Annotated in this window: 14 protein-coding genes; 10 read left to right on the top strand and 4 right to left on the bottom strand. The window is 59.0% G+C overall.

Features of this window, described 5'->3' with window-relative positions:
- Window positions 1–74 precede the first annotated feature (74 nt).
- Together BLR92_RS19535 and BLR92_RS05590 are read left to right on the top strand one after the other, a co-directional pair.
- A complete protein-coding gene (locus BLR92_RS19535) occupies window positions 75–506 on the top strand; it encodes a hypothetical protein (RefSeq protein WP_139171574.1) in 432 nt (143 codons plus the stop codon).
- Window positions 503–1,576: a hypothetical protein gene (locus BLR92_RS05590; protein ID WP_139171573.1), complete on the top strand. Its 1,074-nt coding sequence runs from the start codon at window positions 503–505 to the stop codon at window positions 1,574–1,576. The genes BLR92_RS19535 and BLR92_RS05590 overlap by 4 nt, the downstream gene beginning before the upstream one ends.
- A gap of 589 nt (window positions 1,577–2,165) precedes the next feature.
- Here BLR92_RS05590 and BLR92_RS05585 read toward each other — a convergent pair.
- From BLR92_RS05585 to BLR92_RS05575, 3 genes are all read right to left on the bottom strand, one after another.
- Window positions 2,166–2,417 (bottom strand): helix-turn-helix domain-containing protein, encoded by a 252-nt coding sequence (locus tag BLR92_RS05585; RefSeq protein WP_089726947.1) that lies wholly within the window; start codon window positions 2,415–2,417, stop codon window positions 2,166–2,168.
- A gap of 900 nt (window positions 2,418–3,317) precedes the next feature.
- The gene (locus BLR92_RS05580) at window positions 3,318–3,623 is read right to left on the bottom strand and encodes a HepT-like ribonuclease domain-containing protein (RefSeq protein ID WP_089726363.1); all 306 of its coding nucleotides are present in this window, start codon (window positions 3,621–3,623) and stop codon (window positions 3,318–3,320) included.
- Between the two features lie 40 nt (window positions 3,624–3,663).
- On the bottom strand, window positions 3,664–3,954 hold the full coding sequence (locus BLR92_RS05575; protein ID WP_175488730.1) for a nucleotidyltransferase family protein: 291 nt from the start codon (window positions 3,952–3,954) through the stop codon (window positions 3,664–3,666).
- Window positions 3,955–4,290: 336 nt separating this feature from the next.
- Here BLR92_RS05575 and BLR92_RS05570 point away from each other — a divergent pair, with 336 nt between their 5' ends.
- From BLR92_RS05570 to BLR92_RS05550, 5 genes are read left to right on the top strand one after another with little or no spacing between them, the layout of a single operon-like run.
- Complete coding sequence (locus tag BLR92_RS05570) at window positions 4,291–5,892, top strand: ABC transporter substrate-binding protein (RefSeq protein WP_245704119.1); 1,602 nt, start codon at window positions 4,291–4,293, stop codon at window positions 5,890–5,892.
- Between the two features lie 28 nt (window positions 5,893–5,920).
- Window positions 5,921–6,862 (top strand): ABC transporter permease, encoded by a 942-nt coding sequence (locus BLR92_RS05565; RefSeq protein WP_089726362.1) that lies wholly within the window; start codon window positions 5,921–5,923, stop codon window positions 6,860–6,862.
- Window position 6,863: 1 nt separating this feature from the next.
- Window positions 6,864–7,769 carry an ABC transporter permease gene (locus BLR92_RS05560; RefSeq protein WP_089726360.1) on the top strand — a complete coding sequence of 302 codons (906 nt, stop codon included), beginning with the start codon at window positions 6,864–6,866 and terminating at the stop codon, window positions 7,767–7,769.
- Window positions 7,766–8,791: an ABC transporter ATP-binding protein gene (locus BLR92_RS05555; protein WP_089726358.1), complete on the top strand. Its 1,026-nt coding sequence runs from the start codon at window positions 7,766–7,768 to the stop codon at window positions 8,789–8,791. Before BLR92_RS05560 ends, BLR92_RS05555 begins: the two co-directional genes overlap by 4 nt.
- Window positions 8,788–9,768: an ABC transporter ATP-binding protein gene (locus BLR92_RS05550; RefSeq protein ID WP_089726357.1), complete on the top strand. Its 981-nt coding sequence runs from the start codon at window positions 8,788–8,790 to the stop codon at window positions 9,766–9,768. The genes BLR92_RS05555 and BLR92_RS05550 overlap by 4 nt, the downstream gene beginning before the upstream one ends.
- Before the next feature lie 433 nt (window positions 9,769–10,201).
- On the opposite strand, the gene BLR92_RS05545 is transcribed toward BLR92_RS05550, so the two are convergent.
- Window positions 10,202–11,830 (bottom strand): alkaline phosphatase family protein, encoded by a 1,629-nt coding sequence (locus tag BLR92_RS05545; protein ID WP_089726356.1) that lies wholly within the window; start codon window positions 11,828–11,830, stop codon window positions 10,202–10,204.
- 202 nt (window positions 11,831–12,032) lie between these two features.
- Here BLR92_RS05545 and BLR92_RS05540 point away from each other — a divergent pair, with 202 nt between their 5' ends.
- The 3 genes from BLR92_RS05540 (at window position 12,033) to BLR92_RS05530 (ending at window position 17,663) form a co-directional block, all read left to right on the top strand.
- On the top strand, window positions 12,033–13,739 hold the full coding sequence (locus BLR92_RS05540) for an OpgD/OpgG family glucan biosynthesis protein (protein WP_089726351.1): 1,707 nt from the start codon (window positions 12,033–12,035) through the stop codon (window positions 13,737–13,739).
- On the top strand, window positions 13,729–15,786 hold the full coding sequence (gene mdoH / locus BLR92_RS05535; RefSeq protein ID WP_245704118.1) for a glucans biosynthesis glucosyltransferase MdoH: 2,058 nt from the start codon (window positions 13,729–13,731) through the stop codon (window positions 15,784–15,786). Before BLR92_RS05540 ends, mdoH begins: the two co-directional genes overlap by 11 nt.
- A 107-nt stretch (window positions 15,787–15,893) precedes the next feature.
- Window positions 15,894–17,663, top strand: a complete 1,770-nt coding sequence (locus BLR92_RS05530) for an SLC13 family permease (protein WP_089726349.1) — start codon at window positions 15,894–15,896, stop codon at window positions 17,661–17,663.

Raw genomic sequence — 17,663 nt, 5'->3', positions numbered from 1 at the left:
GATAACGTCAAGAGCCTTTCGATCTTTCAACTTTAATCGGATTCGAGCCGTTCCAAAGAATTTAGTGAATAATTATGAATCTTAAGTACGCAGAAGGGGTTGAAGAAGTTAGAAACAGCGGAGGAACTTGCCCCCCTCCTGATGCAGCGGCAGTCGAGCTAGAAGCTTGGCGATGGGTAAGTAATCCGTTGAGCCATGAGTGTTTTTATCCTCAAGCAGTGAAGAACCCACCGCGTTTGCATAGAGAAGAAGATCTGGCAAAAAAGTGTTCATGCTGGGGCATCTCTCTGTACACGTCTCGGGCTCAAAGTGAATCGGCTTTTAAAAATTTGGAACGTAACTTCAAAAGAGCTCGTAAAATTTTTGGTGGGTCTGTCGCATATGGAAAACTAACTCCAGCAGACGGCATCTGCACTCCGCCGGACCGTTTTGGTCATTTTGATTTGCATCTTAGCGCCGATGCTAATCTCCTTGCGGCATTTAGTGTCTCTGGAGAAATAAAGTGAACGGATTTGTTAGAGTGCCCGGAGAGGTTGTCAAGGGTAATTCTCTTGGGAGCTTTTATTGGAATGCCGATCTGATAAATTTTGAAGGTCCTTTACTTAGTCTTTTTAAAAATGACGAGGATGAAGATTTTCTTTTTGTATGGTTGGATTGTAACAATACTAAGAACCGTTGGTGTATGGTTGCGGTCGATCGTGATCAACTTAAGGGTTATCTTGGCAGTGTGTTACCCTTAAGAAATATCATGGCTGATTCTTCGGAATTGATAGTTTTTAGTGTTAGCAGAGCTGGCCGCAGAAGCGCATTTATTCGCACTGATTTTTCTCACCTGCCCGAAGAGTATCGTCCAGAAAAAGACTCATTTTTGACAGATGATATTGCGACTAATGCTGCGGTAGCTTTGCGTGAAGACTCGCCTCAGGACTACTATCTTGGCCTGGATGGAGATCTTTATATAGATGATATTCAAAGAATACCTCAGCTCTATAAACAGCTTTACTCATTTCACTACGGCTTAGAGCACCTAAAAAGGTCTGCTGTGAGGCATAAGTTGGGGAGGCTTATGGGGAGTTGGGGAGGGGGCTTTAGTGCGGTCAATATATTTACTGGGCTTCGTAATGTAATTCCTTCTATTCATAGGGCGAGGCTCCAAGAGCTTAGGTATAACTCACCGGGGCACATTAAGCTCAATCTTTTGCCCAGAATGGCTAAAAGCATAGAAAAAAGCTCTGATATAATTGTTGATGAAGTTAAGTTTCAGGAAATGGAGTCCTTTTATAGGTCAGTTTATAGGTTTTTTGACCAAAATCGTATATCGGGGTTTGAGAAAGAGTCTGGTTCAATAAGTGAAAAGCTGACAGCTGATACTAAAGAAGCCCTGTCGGTTTTCGTTGATACTTTTTTTGAGCTTATGGACTGGAAGGGTTTTAGGCAGCAGTTTGACTCGATAGAGTCTAATCCCCTTCGGCAGTTGCGGGTATTGCTTGCCTATTATCGTAGGCTGCGCGAATTAAGGAGTTACGTCATTAAAGGTAAGCTGGATATCGGGAAGTCAAAGCTAGACCGTAGTTAAGCTGGAGGAGAGGGCGGTGGAGATATGGAGTCCTCTAATATAGCGCGTTGTTGTGCGTAGTTCATACTTGAGGAGCTGCGCCAACTTCTATATTTAAATTTTGACTGATTCAAAAAGATTTTCTTTTCAATGCTTAGGGTAAGCCCTCTAAATAAATGTTGAAATTACGTAAGAGAAACGCTAGGGAGGTTTTTATGTTTAATTAAGTTTTAATAAAGCTTTTGAAATGCCAGCCAATTAATATAGGAGGTTCGTAGGTAACTGTGATGACGGGAGAGTGTCATTCTCCTCGGTAGGTGTTCATAAGCTCGATGATAGTGGTGTACCATCGTCACGGTACACCAGCGGTACACACTCCAGCTTCCTATGCTATCCTCAACTTTCGCTAACCTACTGATTCCAAAGAACTGTACCTTTCGCTCGATTACGGTCGCTTTTCCTTGAATATCAGTATCTTATTGATTTAAAAGCGAACTCATAATCCCTTGGTCGCAGGTTCGAGTCCTGCTGGGCCCACCATCCTGCTTCTAGTAATGCCTACCTACGACGCCAGCGAACGAAACGACCGATACCCGGCCATGGCGCGATACTAGCGCTCAAGATGAGCGAGGTATTCAAGTATCTCCCCTTCACTGATGTCACGAAATCGCCCGCGCAAAAGGTCGGAGAGTCTGGACTGTGCGATACCCATGATGACACTGGCCTGTGTTTGGGTCAGTCGGCGTTGCTTGATGATGTCACCGATCTTAGTGACTAGCTGTGCCTTGATGAACATTTCGTCGGCGTCTGGAAAGCCAATATCCGCATAGACGTTGGTGCTGCCTTGCTCAATCTCGATCATGATGGCCACCCCTTGAAAATCAGTTAGTTAAACTGGTTTCCTTCGGCTTCCCGCTAAGCATTCCTGTACTTGCTCTTGTGTCCACCAGGCATTGCTCAGGTTCTCGGATACCCATTGCCCTAGTGGGGTGTGAGCATTAGTGATTGCCTGAACTTACACCACAAAACAAGTACTCAATCCCAAGGTTGTGGTAATATTAAGATCAGCCATCGGAATTAGTGGTGTAGGCTGTCTTGACTGCTAATGGCATGAGAATATTTGGATAAATAGTGCTTGTTGTGTGGAGGTCGGGCAAGTGACTGAATTATTTGAAATAATAAACACGTGGTTCACAGGGGAAATGCTGATTGCGGTCGTTGGCCTGGCAATTGTCGCTTGTTGTTTATGGACTTTGCATGCCCGTACCACCTCACGGCGTAAGAGGTTCGAGGAACATATCCAAGCGATAGAAGCCGAGAGAAGCGTGCAATTGGCTAGCGCCGAGCAAACACGGTTTGAAACCGCGTCGTTTCATCAGGCTGGCGGCGCCAGGTCTCGAGCTTAACGCCAAGTCATTCGCGAAACCTCAAAGGTGGACTCTTCTTCGAGACATCCGCTGAGGTTCCTTAGATATTTATAATTGGACTCCCCCGCGTCGACGGCCTTGCCGGCGCCCCATAAGTGCACGCCCTTGATTTCCAGGATTTCCAGTAGCGCGATGTCGCGCTCCCACACCAGCCCTAGCTGACGCCTAGGTCGCGCTGTTTCAGCAAGCGGATCAGCGTTTCCCGGCCTAACCCCTCGTGCTTGCTCATGAGTTCCTTATGTTCCACCAGCGAGCATAGGTCTCCCTGCCCTCGTACTCTTTTATTACGGGCTAGCATACCCGGAGTCAGGCATGGGCGCATGCCTCGGCGGCCCTCATGACTTGATTTTCAAGGCATTTAGTTGACCTACTAACTCAGGAATATTTTCCTTGATGATGCTCCAGATTGTGTCGTCGTCGATACCGAGATAGGCATGTATCAGCCGATTACGCGTCGCGATGATCATCCGCCAAGGGATATATGGGTGCTCGGTCTGGATCGAGTTTGGTATACGGGTTGCGGCCTCGCCGATCAGCTCGAGATTACGCAGAGTGGCATCGTAGGCCAGGTCATGGCTAATGAAGGCGTCTTGTTCTAAACCATCGGTATAGGTAAGCACCTTCTCGGCAAAGCCGATCATGTCGTCTACATAGAAGCGCCACTCGCGCTGGGGTGTGGCTTCAGACCTGCAGCGCCTCGCGCTCGATATAAGGTCTGAGTTCTGGGCGCAGTGCCTTGTCGGTAACCAGGTCGACGGAATGTCCCAATAGGTCCTCCAGGTAGAACTGAACGCCGAAGTAGCGGGCGGAGGTTGCCGGGCCATCGAAGACCACCAGGAGGTCGATGTCGCTCTCCTCCCGTGCCTGGTCACGGGCCATTGAGCCGAACAACGCAAGCTCCTTGACCCCAAATTCGCTCTTCAGAGTCGGCATGTGGTCGTGAAGTAGCTTCAGTGTTTCGGATTTACCCATCTGCCCCTCCTCTTGCCTGTCCATTGCTTCGGCGTCTTCATCTAGTATGCCTCCTTTTGTGGCTTCATTGTGGCTGCCATGCAAATTGCCTTGTTCACCTGTCCGACGCGACGATGTTCCTTCGCCCACCCGAAATAAGCCAATCAAAAATTGCGCATTTCATGACCTTGCTGCTAAAGGTGAATTGTATGGAAATTTGCCAGGGTCGACCCGTCCGCTCGCTATCGAGTGAAGATATAGGGCCTGTTTGTCAGTAAAAACAATGGATTGAGCGGCCCTTTCCCTGGTCTGTGTTGATGGTCAACGACGAACAGCAATAAGACAGGGAGGCAGACCATGAAGGATATGAAATCCACGACCGGGTTATCGCTCGACCGCCGCCAATTTCTCAAGGCCGGCGCGGCCAGCGCCGCTGGTGTCATGGCTTATGGGTTGCCATTGTCCCAGGCGATCTGGGCGGCGCAGGGCAAGGTGTTGCGGGCCCGCTCCTATGCGGATATCAACAAGCTCGACCCCGGTTTCTACCAGAATGCCTATAACGTCGATGTGATGAACTGCATCTACTCGAAACTGCTGCATTATCAACCTGGTACGCAGTGGGGCACGGAGTTGCAGGCTGCCGAATCGGTGGAGCAGGTCGATCCAACGCACATTCGCTTTCGCCTCAAGAAGGGCATCATGTTCACCGATGGCTACGGCGAGATGACCGCGGAGGACGCCAAGTTCTCGTTCGAGCGGATCATCGAGCATAACTCGCCGATCGCGGGTGATTGGGGGCCGCTTGACCACGTCGAGGTCGAGGACGACTACACCGGCGTCATCGTGCTCAAGAGTCCTTTCGTTCCGCTATGGAACATTACGCTGCCATACGGCGCCGGGCATATCGTTTCGAAGAAGGCGGTGCTCGAAGTGACCGAGAACGGCGGTGATTTCGGCATGAAGCCGCCGTGCTTCTCGGGCCCTTATGTGTTGTCGGATTGGCGGCCGAACCAGGTGGTGATCCTGACCCGCAACCCGGAATGGAACGGGCCGAAGCCGGGGTTCGACGAGATACACATCCTGCCGATTGGCGATCCGAAAACGGCGGAAACCGCTTACCGCGCGGGCGACATCGATTTTACCCACGTCAGCCTGTCTTCATTGGAACAGATCAAGGCCGAGCCGCTGCCGGATACAGCGCTTGAAGAGCGTCCGTCGCTCTATTACGTCTATGTCGGCATGAATACCGACCATCCCAAGCTCAAGGACATCAACGTGCGCCGCGCGGTGCAATGGGCCATCAACGTGCCCCAGTTGCTTGAGGTCGGCTATTTCGGCCAGGCCGACGTCGCTACCGGCATGATTGCGCCGGGACTGGTTGGGCATCGCGATCAGGCGCTGGTGCCGCCCGAGGGCGATCTGGAAAAGGCCCGGCAATATCTTGCCGAGGCTGGTGCCGAAGGGCTCACGCTGCACATCGATGTGCTCAACGAATCCAAGTTCACGACCATGGCCGAGATGCTTCAGGCGCAACTCGGCCAGGTCGGTATTACTCTCGAAATCGACGTTCAGGATCCCGGTTCGTTCTGGACCATCGGCATGGAATCCGAGGGCCAGCGCTGGAAGGACATGCAACTGATCATTCAGCGCTTCTCGATGGTCCCGGACCCGTACTACGCGACGACCTTCTTCACCTGCGACCAGGTCGGCGAGTGGAACTGGGAGCGTTTTTGCAGCAAGCGCTTCGACAAGCTCAATGCCGAGGCAGTGGCTATCACGGACGAAAGCAAGCGCGCGAAGATGTATCACGAAATGCAGGACATCATGGAGAACTCGGGGGCCTATCGCTTCCTGACCCATGAGGGCGCGCCCTACATTTACCGTGAGTCGATCATGACCCCGGCGACCCGACCGGATGGGCGGCCGCTGTATCGCTTTTATGACGTGACATCCGCGTAGCGCGGGCTGCCGTCCAAGGTTTCCGCCCATGTGGTTCTATCTTGCCAGACGCCTGCTGCTTGCCGTGGCGATCGTGATGCTCGCCGTTACGCTGCTGTTCGTGATGATTCATGCCGTTCCCGGCGATCCGGCGGCGGTCATCCTCGGGCCGCGCGCCACGCCGGAACAAATCGCGCAGATTCACGAGAAAATGGGACTCGATGACCCCTTGCCGCTGCAGATCGTCAACTTCTTCGTCGATGTGACGCGCGGCGACATGGGCACCGATGTGTTCACTCAGCGACCGGTCAGTCAGATCGTATTGGGCCAGATGCCCTATACGATCACGCTGATTCTGAGTGCGATCACTTGGGCGACGCTGGTCGGCATTCCGTTGGGATGTTACTCGGCGATTCGGCGCAACTCGCTGATAGACAAGTTCGTCGGGGTGATTTCGGTGAGCGCGATTGCGATTCCCTCGTTCGTCATGGCGATCTATGCGCTGCTGATCTTCGCTGTATGGCTCGGCTGGCTGCCGGCGATCGGTGCCGGTGGCGATGGTTTCTGGGACACGCTCAGCCACTTGATTCTGCCGGCATTTGCGGTGGGGGTCGGCTGGGTCGGTTACATCGCGCGCATCGTGCGTGCCTCGATGCTCGAGGTGCTGGGCGAGACGCATATCCGCATGGCCCGCGCCTTCGGGCTGCCGGAGCGGCGCATCGTGTTTCGCTATGCGCTGACCCTGGCTATTCTGCCCACGGTAACGGTGCTCGGGGTGGGCATGGCGCATCTGCTGTCCGCCGCGGTGTTCGCCGAGGTGGTCTTCGCCCGGCCGGGTCTCGGCGCGCTGATCGTGCATGCCGTGGATACCCGCAACTACCCGATCGTGATGGGCACGGTGCTGGTGACCACCGCCCTGTTCGTGATTTCCACGACCGTCGCCGATTTGATCAACGCGGCGCTGGACCCTCGCGTAAGGGAGGGGCTGTGACATGCCACCACCCGACACGACCCACGGCGATACGCCGGCAAAGAACGCGACACACGGCGATGCCGGGGCATTCGCACAGCATTGGCGGCAGTTGTGCCGAAACCCGTTGGGCCTGTTCGGTTTGGCGCTCGTCGTATTGATCGTGCTAAGCGCCGTCTTTGCGGATTTCATCGTGCCGTTCGATGCGACCCAGGTGATGGCCGGACCGCGTCTGGCGCCGCCATCCTGGGATCACCTGATGGGCACGGACCAACTCGGCCGGGATGTCTTCTCCCGGGTGATCATGGGCGGGCAGGTGGCGTTACTGGTCGCGCTCTCCTCGCTGGCGGCGGCGTTGTCGGCCGGGTTGATACTGGGGCTGATCGCCGGCTTCGGGCCGCAGTGGCTCGATAACGGCTTGCTTCTGCTGCTCGATTCGATACGCGCATTCCCGGTGATCATCTTCGCGCTGGCGGTGATCACGCTGCTGGGACCGAGCCTCGCCACGGTGATCCTGGTCGTCGTGATCACCACGATTCCGGTGTACGCGCGGGTCGTGCGCACCCAGACCCAGGCACTCAGCAACAACGAGTACATCCTCGCCGAGCGGGCGATGGGGGCGGGCACCGGGCGCATCCTCGGCGTGCACATTCTGCCCAACGTGATCGGTCCGCTGCTGATTCTCGCCAGCATGGACGTGCCCTTGATCATCGCCCTGGAGGCCGGCCTGAGCTTTCTTGGCATGGGCGTACGGCCGCCGACGCCATCCTGGGGGACGCTGCTCAACGACGGCTACAACTATATTCACAACTCGCCGTGGCCGGTCATCGCCGGTGGCGTGCCGATCATCCTGACCACGCTGGGCTTCACCTTCCTGGGTGAAGCGTTGCGCGACATTTTCGATCCCAAGCTGAGGAGGGATCTATGACGCAAGCCTCGGCGACACAGCCCATTGAAGCCCCCGCCGGAGCCGTGCTGCTCGAGGTGCGCGGTCTGTCGCTGGATTTCGGCAGTTCGCGCGGGCGTGTCCGTGCGCTTCGCGATGTGTCGGTCAGCGTGCCCAGGGGGCGCATCGTGGGGGTGGTCGGCGAGAGCGGCTGCGGCAAATCGACACTGGCCTTCGCGATCATTCGTCTGCTGGCCGAGAACGCGATGATCACCGCCGGTGAGGTTCGTCTCGAAGGCCGGGATCTGCTCACGCTGACGCCCCGGCAGATGCGCGACATTCGTGGCCGGCGTGTCTCGATGATCTTTCAGGACCCGATGACCTCGCTGAACCGCGTGCTGTCGGTCGGCCAGCACATGATCGACATTCAGTATCGCGACAAGATCTCTCAAGCCGACAAGCGCCGCCGCGCGGCCGAGGCACTGACCCGGGTGGGCATTGCCGATGCCGAGAGTCGCCTGCGCGACTTCCCGCACCAGTTCTCGGGTGGCATGCGCCAACGCATCTGCATCGCCATGGCGTTGCTGGTGGAGCCGGCGCTATTGCTGGCGGACGAACCGACCACGGCGCTGGACGCGACCATGGAGGTTCAGATCGTCGGTCTGCTCAAGGCACTGCAAGGCGAGCTGGGCTGCTCGATCCTGTTCGTCTCCCATCATCTGGGTACGGTGGCCGAGCTGTGCGACGACGTGGTGGTGATGTATGCCGGCGAGGTGGTCGAGCGCGGCAGCGTTCGCGATATTTTCAAGCGCCCGGGGCACCCTTACACCCAGGCGTTGCTGGAGTGCGATCCGGGTCGTATCCACGAGAAAACGCGGCATCTGCCGACGATTCCCGGCAGCCTGCCGGATCTCGTCGAGGTGCCCCAAGGTTGCATTTTCAAGGATCGCTGCCCGCATGCGTTCGAGCGTTGCCAGCGTGAGCGCCCGCCGCATTATCCGGTCGCCGAGGGCCACACGGCGAGTTGTCATCTGCTCGACGAAACTCGGGGGAACCACTCATGAGCGCGCTGCTGGATGTTCAGTCGCTGCGCGTGCGCTTTCGTAGCCTGGGCATGCTGCGGGCGCTGGTAACGCGCACGCCAGACCCGTTCATCGACGCGGTCTGCGATGTTTCCTTTCACATGCGGCGTGGCGAAACGCTGGGCCTTGTTGGCGAGAGTGGCTCGGGTAAATCGACCATCGCGCGCACCGTCATGGGGCTGACACCGGCACATGCCGGGTCGGTTCGCTTCGCCGGCGATGAACTGATCGGCCTCTCATCGCGCGACTACAAGGCATATCGCCGCGACATGACGATGATGTTCCAGGACCCGGTGGGCTCGTTGTCGCCGCGTTTGACGGTGCGCTCGCTGATCACCGAGCCGTTGCGCATTCACGGCATCAAGGACCGAAACAGGCGTGCCGAAGCCAAGCGGCTTCTGGAAATGGTCGGGCTCGGCGAGGACTTCGCCCAGCGCTTTCCGCACCAGCTCTCGGGTGGGCAGGCGCGCCGGGTGGGTGTGGCGCGGGCGCTAGCGCTGGGCCCCAAGGTGATCATCGCCGATGAGCCGACCGCCGGGCTGGACGTCTCGGTGCAGGGCGAAGTGCTGAATCTGCTGGCACGCCTGCAGGAAGAGCTGGGCATCGCCATGCTGGTGATCACCCACAATCTCAATGTGGTGCGCCATATCACCGACCGCATGGCGATCATGTATTTGGGGCGATTCGTCGAGCAGGGGCCGACCGAGGAAATATTCCATCGCCCGCGCCATCCCTATACCGAAGCCTTGCTCTCGGCGAACCCGCAGCCCGACCCCGACGCGCAACTGGCGCGCATCGAGATCAAGGGCGAAGTGCCGAGCCTGATGAATCGCCCCCAGGGTTGTGAGTTCCATACTCGTTGCCCCTATGCGCGCGAGCACTGCCGGCAAGTGGCGCCCGGCGTTTCCCATGCGGGCGAGGGGCATGTCTATACCTGCCATTACCCGCTGAATACTTGAGAACCACTGCCTAAATGCCTGCACGGACTCGGCGTCCCCGACGAATCGCAGGTTGCGCGGTACTGGTGCGCCAGCCCGGTCGAGCCTCACCTAACACATGTTATGTCTCGCCTTCTGCGTTCCGTGCGTCTTGCGACGTAGCGACGCCCGCATCATTCCGTTCGGCTATTTATTCAGCGATTCTCTGGGTTGCAGCCCTCGTTCTGAGGAGGTTGAGCGTTTTCTGTGTAAAAAAATGTACAATTTTTGCATGAGTGCGGAGAGCCGACTAAAGTTGAATCAGCGGCAAGCAGTGACCAGAGAGGGTCGCTAGCGCAGTGACGCGCATGGTCAAGGATGACCACAAAAAAGGGCAGGGAGACAGCCAATGACTGGATGCCAGCTCATGTCAAGGAGCCCGCGTACTTGCCGCGCCAATGTGATCCTCTTCTGGTTAGGAGACCGAGAGTTCTTCCCCTAGGAACCCGGTCTCCTCCTTTTTTTGCGTGGTCTTTTCGTGTCGCTCGCCGAACAGCCGGTGCAGCAGGGGCCGAAAATCGTCCAGGCGCCGGGTCGCGGGTGCATTGCGCGGTAGCGTGCCGGGATTGAAACCGGCATCGATGAAGGGCGCGATCAGGGCGGGATCGGTACTGATCACGTGAATCGGCACGTCGCGGCTGGCATCTGGGCCGGTCACCAGTGGCGCCGGCTGGTGATCGCCGAGCACGATCAGCAGCGAACCATCATCCAAATAGCGTTCGGCGTAGCCCGTCACGGTCGCCAGCGCATAATCCACCGCGCGAGCGTAATGCTGGCGAACCCGCTCGGAGTCTTGCCAAAGCGTTTCCGGGGCTATACCGCTATCTTCCCAGCGCGCGAAAATTTCGCCATCATCCAGCGCGCTCCAGTCGTCGATCACCGGCAGTATCGGTGTCCAGGGCGCGTGGCTGCTGATCAGTGCCAGTTCGCTGAACAATGGCCCCTCAAAGCGCCGGCGAAAGCCCTCGAAATAGTGCCAGGTGAATTGATCGGGCATGGTCACCCAATTCAGTGACGGGCCGGCATAGTCGATATCCTTGGCCGCCAGTATCGTGTCGTACCCCAACTGCTTGCCTTTCGGCCAGGGCGCGGTGATCGCCGGCATCACGGCCAGGGCATGGTGGCCGGTTGCCTGAAAATCGTCGATCAGGGTTGGGTAGCGTTGCGCCAACAGCAGCTCATAATGGCGCTGGCTGGGCAGCCACAGGCCGCTGAGCAGGGTGGCATGCGCCAGCCAGGACTGACCGCCCTGCACCGGTGAGGTTAAACGCCCCGTGGCGATGTACAATCCCGCATCGCGCAGGCGTTGTTGCATGTTCGCCAAACGCGGGCGTATGCGTGGTGCATAGCGCGTATCGAAGATCGCCGAGACGCCGTAGGACTCGATGAACGCCAGGGTGACGTCGCGTCCAGCGAGTTCCGGCAGGCCGTGTGCCGCCAAGCTGTCGGCGTGGGCCAAGCGTTGCTGGAAGTCGGCCAGTACCGCGCGGGTTTCGCGAACCTGACGCCAATGCGAGGCGACTAGATCGAGCGCTGGCGTGGCCAGGCGCTGCGACCAGGTTGAGATGTCCGGCATGCCAGGCAGCAGTAACGACAGCAATAGCAACCCGGCCAATGCACGCCAGCCAGGCGAAAGGCGCGGGCCGCGCACCCGACACAGAGCCAGGTAAGCGAGGCAGGCCAATAACCCCAGGGCGGCAAAGGCGGCCAAAGTGATCAGCAGGGCAGGGAACCCGCCGAGGTTCTGTGCCATCAGATGGTAAGCTGAATCGGCAAGGCCGAAGTCGAGCAGTGGATTGAACGGCCTTCCCAGGCTCAATTGGGCCAGCGCGTCGGCCATCGCCAGCAGCACCAGCAGGGTCAGCGCCAGAGCCACCGACGCGGCCAGCCAGCGCCGCCAAGTGGTGGTCGCCAGCGCTAGTGCGACGACCGCCCAGACAGCCTCCAGTGCCAGCCACGCCGGGCCGGGACTGCCTTGCACCGAAAAGGACAGGCCCAGTAGTAGCGCATTCAATAAAAAAAGAACCAGCAGATTTTGGTACAAGGGGGTGCTCCGAGGCGATGTCGCTGGTAAAAAGGGCTGGGCTTTGGGTGCCGCTTCGCTACAGGAACGCGCAGTCGCAACGAGAACGCTATAGTAGGGGAGCGAATAATAGTAGTGGAGCAGTGCATCGCAGTGAGTAGTGAATTGCAGCGGGACAGCGAACGAAAGGGTCGCATTGTTTAATAAGGAATGAGGTAAGCACATGAAGGTGTGGCAATGTCTGACGATAGTCGGGCTGTCTATGGGGTTCACGCTGGCCGAGGCTCAGGAAACGTCAGCTCCCGAGCAACAAGAACAGCAACAGGAAGCGACGCCCGAACAGGCGCCTCCAGCGGCCGAGCCGGCAAACGATGCCCAGGACGCCAAGCAACAGCAGCAGGCTCAACAGCCCCCGCCGGAACCCGAGCCGCGCCAGGACTGGACGCCCGAGGCGTTATTCGAGCATGTCACCGAGCAGGCTCGCCAGCTTGCCGACAAACCGTACAAGGCGCCACAGTCGCCGCTACCCGAGTCGGTGGCCAACCTGGGCTACAATGACTATCGAAACATTCGTTTCCGCCAGGAGAATGCCTTGTGGCGCGGCGAGCGATTGTTCGAGGTGCAGTTCTTTCATCCCGGCTTTCTCTACGATCAGCCGATCGATATCCATGTGTTGAAAGATGGCCGGGTCGAGGAGTTGCGCTTCGATCCCAATATGTTCCGCTACGGCGACGGCACCGCATCGGTACACGATGCGCTGGCCAACATCGACCCGGCGAAACTCGGCTTCGCCGGCTTCCGGCTGCATTACCCGCTGAATACCCCCGATTACAAGGACGAGTTCGTGGTGTTCCTCGGCGCGTCGTATTTCCGCATGGTGGGGCGTGGCCAGAACTACGGCATGTCGGCGCGTGGCCTGGCGGTGGACACCGCGACACCGGATGGCGAGGAATTTCCCTCATTTCGTGCCTATTGGCTGGTACGCCCGGAACCCAACGCAACGCAGATGACGCTTTTCGCGCTGCTCGATAGCCCGTCGGTGACCGGCGCTTACCGCTTCGTCGTGCATGCCGGCAACAACGTTGTGATGGATGTCGAGGCCAGGCTGTTCGCGCGTAACAATGTCGGCAAGCTGGGCGTGGCACCCCTGACCAGCATGTTCCTGCATGGCGAGAACAGCGTGGGCGACTGGGACGACTTTCGCCCCGAGGTGCACGATTCGGATGGGCTGCTGATGCATACCTCCGGCGACCAATGGATTCGGCGGCCGCTGTCCAATCCGCCGGCGCTCAGTGTGACCCAACTGCGCGATGAAGGGCCGCGCGGTTTCGGCCTGATGCAGCGCGATCGCGATTTCGAGCATTACCTGGATGCGCAGGCCGATTATCACCAACGCCCGAGCTTTTGGGTCGACCCGGTCGAAGGCGACTGGGGGAAAGGTGGCCTCGAACTCGTCGAGATTCCGACCGAGTCCGAGATTCACGACAACATCGTTGCCTACTGGGTCCCCGATACGCCTCTTCGCGCCGGTGAATCACGCCGCTATGTCTATCGCCTGTCGACCCATGGCGAGCCACTGGCCGAGCATCGATTGGGGCGGGTGGTCCGCACCCGTAGCGGCTGGGGAGCCACCGCCGGTGAATCCGATTCCCCGGGACCCGATGCGCTGCGCCAGTTCGTGGTCGGTTTCAAGGGCGGCGCTCTTGCCGGCCTGCACCCGACTCAGCCGGTGCAGGCGACGCTGAACACGTCAACGGGAAAGATAACCGACGTAAAGGTATTCAAGTTACCGGATGGCAAGACCTGGCGGGCTTCGTTCAAGTTGGCGCCGCAGGATGGGCAGTTGGCGGACATGCAATTGCGCTTGATGCTGCGTGGCGAAGCGCTGACTGAAACCTGGAGCTACATATGGAATCCCGATGCCCTATGAAGACAATCGTCGCGATTCGACCATGAGCGCCGCTAGCGACACTGCCACCATGAGCGACAAGCCCGAGCTCGGCGACAAGGCGTCGAGCGCGCTTGACGAGCCCTTGCTGCGTGGCGGGGCGGCACCGCAAGGGCCGGATAAAACGCCCCCGGCCTTGCGCATGCCGCTATTGGGATTACGCCGGCTGATATTCTTCACGCTGGTGGTACTGACCAGTTTGCAGGGCGCCTACATGATGTTCGACATCCTGCGCGCCAACGGCCTGACCGTGCTCGAACTGTCGATCGAAGTGCTATTCGTGGTGATGTTCGCCTGGTTGACGGTATCTTTCTGGACCGGCATCGCCGGCTTTCTGGTGGTGGCGTTCAAGCGCGATCCACTGACGCTGCGACGCGCGCAACCTCTCGACGAGACCCTCGATCCCGAGCGCCGGGTGGCGCTGGTGATGCCGGTCTACAACGAGGAAACCGAGCGGGTGATCGCCGGGCTGGAGGCTACCTGCCTATCGCTGATCGATACCGGCAAGGCGGCGGCCTTCGATATCTATCTACTCAGCGACACCACCGATGCCGAGGTTGCCGCCAACGAGCGCTTGGCCGCCCAGGCGCTGCGCAAGCGTCTGGCTCCCGATCTGGACGTCTACTATCGCCGTCGTGAGCGCAACATCGGTCGCAAGGTCGGCAACCTCGCCGATTTCTGCTGCCGCTGGGGCCAGCATTACGAAAGTATGATCGTGGTGGATGCCGATAGCGTCATGGGCGGGCGCGCGCTGGTGCGCCTGGCCGCGTCGATGCAGGCCAACCCACGGCTGGCGCTGTTGCAGACCGTACCGCTACCGACACGCTCGAGCACTCTGTTCGGACGTTTCCTGCAGTTCGCCGCGACACTTTACAGCCCCATGCTGGCGGCGGGGCAAAGCGTTTGGCAGGGCGATACCGCCAATTATTGGGGGCATAATGCGATTATCCGCATCTCGGCCTTCGTCGAACATTGCGGGTTACCCGAGTTGCCTGGAGAAGCCCCGCTGGGCGGCGAGATTCTCAGTCATGATTTCGTCGAAGCGGCGATGCTGCGGCGCGCCGGCTGGGAGGTACGCCTGCATGCCGGCGTGGAGGAGAGCTACGAAGAGCTGCCCGGCAATATGCTCGACTACGCCAAGCGCGACCGACGCTGGTGCCAGGGCAACATGCAACACCTGCGGCTGCTGTTCGCCTCGGGGCTGCACCCGATCAATCGCCTGCATTTCCTGTTGGGGGCGCTGGCCTACATAGCCTCGTTGTTGTGGTTGGTAATGTTGGCGCTGAGCACAGTGGATGCCGTGGCCCGCGCGGTGGTCAAGGTGCAATTCTTCGACGCCGGCTACCAGCTATTTCCCGAATGGCCGGAGTCGAAGGTGGCGATGATCGCCTCGCTGTTGGTCATTACCGTGATCATGCTGATTTTCCCCAAGCTGCTTGGCCTTCTGGTGGCGCTCTTCCAGCGCCGACGGGAGTTCGGCGGTGGTTTCAAGCTGACCTTCAGCGCGCTGCTCGAGATCGTCTTTTCGATCCTGATTGCGCCGTTGATGATGGCTTTTCACGCCTGGTTCGTGATCAGCGTGCTGATGGGGCGCACGGTTTCCTGGAGCACGGGATCGCGCGCTGGCCGCCTGATTGCGTGGCGCGTGGCCTGGCGGCGTACCGGTGCGATGACCGTACTCGGGCTGGCATGGGGTGGCGTGAGTTATTACTACGCGCCGCTGTTCTTCTGGTGGTTGACACCGGTACTGCTGGGCATGGTCGCCGCGGCACCGTTGGTGCGCTTCACCAGTAGCCTGAAGGCGGGCGAATGGCTGCGTCGCCGTGGGCTACTGTGCATTCCCGCCGAGGTTCGCCCCGCCGTGGTGCTGGATCGCCTTGCGCTGCTCGAACAGACGCCGCCAGCCATCGATGCACAGGCGCAGGACGATCATAGCCTGCTCCCCACCAGAGAGAGCCCTCTGGTCATGCCCATACAGCCTCTCGATGCGCGTTGGGGGCTGGGCGGGGCGCGTCCGGTCGAGAGCTGATCGAGCGTTATAGTATTATGGTCTAGTCAAATTTCTACAAATAACTTCAGGGAATATCAATTGGCGGTCAAAATGCGGTGTTGAACTTTTCATGCCGCAGGACCGCCATGCCCCTCGATGCCTGGATAACGCTAGCTACCGTCGCCGTCACCTTTGTGCTGATGGCAACCACGCGCATCGGCCCCGATATCATCCTGCTGGGTGGGGTGGTGGCGTTGCTGACGCTGGGCGTCATCGATGCCGATCAGGCATTGAGCGGTTTTTCCAACAGTGGCTTGTTCACTGTCGCCTTCATGTACGTGCTGGTCGTCAGCATCCGTGAAACCGGCGGCATCGATATCATCATCCGCTATGTACTGGGGCGCCCGCGCAGCGAAGCTGCCGCTCAGGCGCGGCTGTTGATCCCGGTATCGGCGCTCAGCGCCTTCATCAACAATACCCCGGTCGTGGCGACGTACATTCCCGCCGTGATGTCCTGGAGCCGGCGGCTTGGGCTGCCGGTGCATCGTTTTCTGATGCCGCTCAGTTTCGCCACGATTCTCGGCGGCACCTGCTCGCTGATGGGCACCAGCACCAACCTGGTGGTCAGCGGGTTGCTCGGCGACAACTACCCTGAGTTGGAACTGGGCCTGTTCGATATCGCCTGGGTCGGCGTGCCGGTGGCGCTGATCGGGCTGGCCTATCTGCTACTGGCCAGCCGCTGGCTGCTGCCCGAACGGCGTGGTCTGGCCCAGGCGTTCGACAACCCGCGCGAATTCACCATCGAGATGGAAGTCGCCCGCGACGGGCCGATCGTCGACAAGACCGTGCAGCAGGCGGGCTTGCGTCACCTCGATGGCCTCTTCCTGGTCGAGATCGAGCGCGCCGGCAATATCGTCAGTGTGGTGGGACCGGGCGAGCGCCTCAAGGAAGGCGACCGGCTGGTATTCGCAGGTACCACCGAGGCGGCTATCGAGCTGCAGCAGATTCGCGGCCTGCAGCCCTCCAGCCTGGGCGAGTCGAGCCTGAACAAGGACTATCGCGAGCGGCGTCTGGTCGAGGCGGTGGTCTCCGATCAATGTCAGTTCATCGGCCAGCGCATCCGCGAGGGCCACTTTCGTACCCTGTACGGCGCCGCAGTGCTGGCGGTGTGCCGTAACGGCGAGCGGGTCGCCGGCAATCTCGGCCAGATTCGCCTGCAGCCCGCCGACGTGCTGTTGCTGGAGGCGCGCCCACCGTTCATCGAGCGTCATCGCCAGTCGCGGGACTTCCTGCTGATCAGCCAGGTCAACGGCCAGGCGCGTCCCAATCACGACAAGGCCTGGTTGGCCTGGAGCATACTCGCTGGCGTGGTCGGGTTGGCGACGTTCGGTGTCCTCAGCATTCTCAATGCGGCAATGCTCGGCGCGGCGCTGGCGGTACTCACCGGCTGCTGCACGATCGGCGCCGCCAAGCGCGGACTGGACACCCAGGTACTGCTGACCATCGCCGCCTCGTTCGGCCTGGGGGCGTCGCTGGAAAGCTCCGGCGCGGCGACGACGATTGCCAGCCAGGCCTTGTCGCTGGCCGGCAACCAGCCTTATCTGCTATTGATTGGCGCCTACATTCTGGTCGCGCTGCTGACCGAGGTGGTGACCAACAACGCGGCGGCGGTGATCAGCTTTCCCATCGTCACCGCCGGCGCCGAAACCTTGGGCGTCAGTGTTATGCCATTCGCCATCGCGGTAATGTTCGCCGCCTCGTCGAGTTTCCTTACGCCGATCGGCTATCAGACCAACCTGATGGTCTATGGCCCGGGCGGCTACCGCTTCGGCGACTTCGCGCGCGTGGGCGGGCTGCTCAATGTGCTGGTCGGGATCGTGGCGTTGGCGCTGATTCCGCTATTCTGGCCATTTTAG

It is taken from the genome of Modicisalibacter muralis, from assembly GCF_900102945.1.
Lineage (GTDB): Bacteria > Pseudomonadota > Gammaproteobacteria > Pseudomonadales > Halomonadaceae > Modicisalibacter > Modicisalibacter muralis.
Note: the sequence above shows the minus strand (reverse complement) of the source record. Positions and strands in the feature narration are given on the sequence as shown.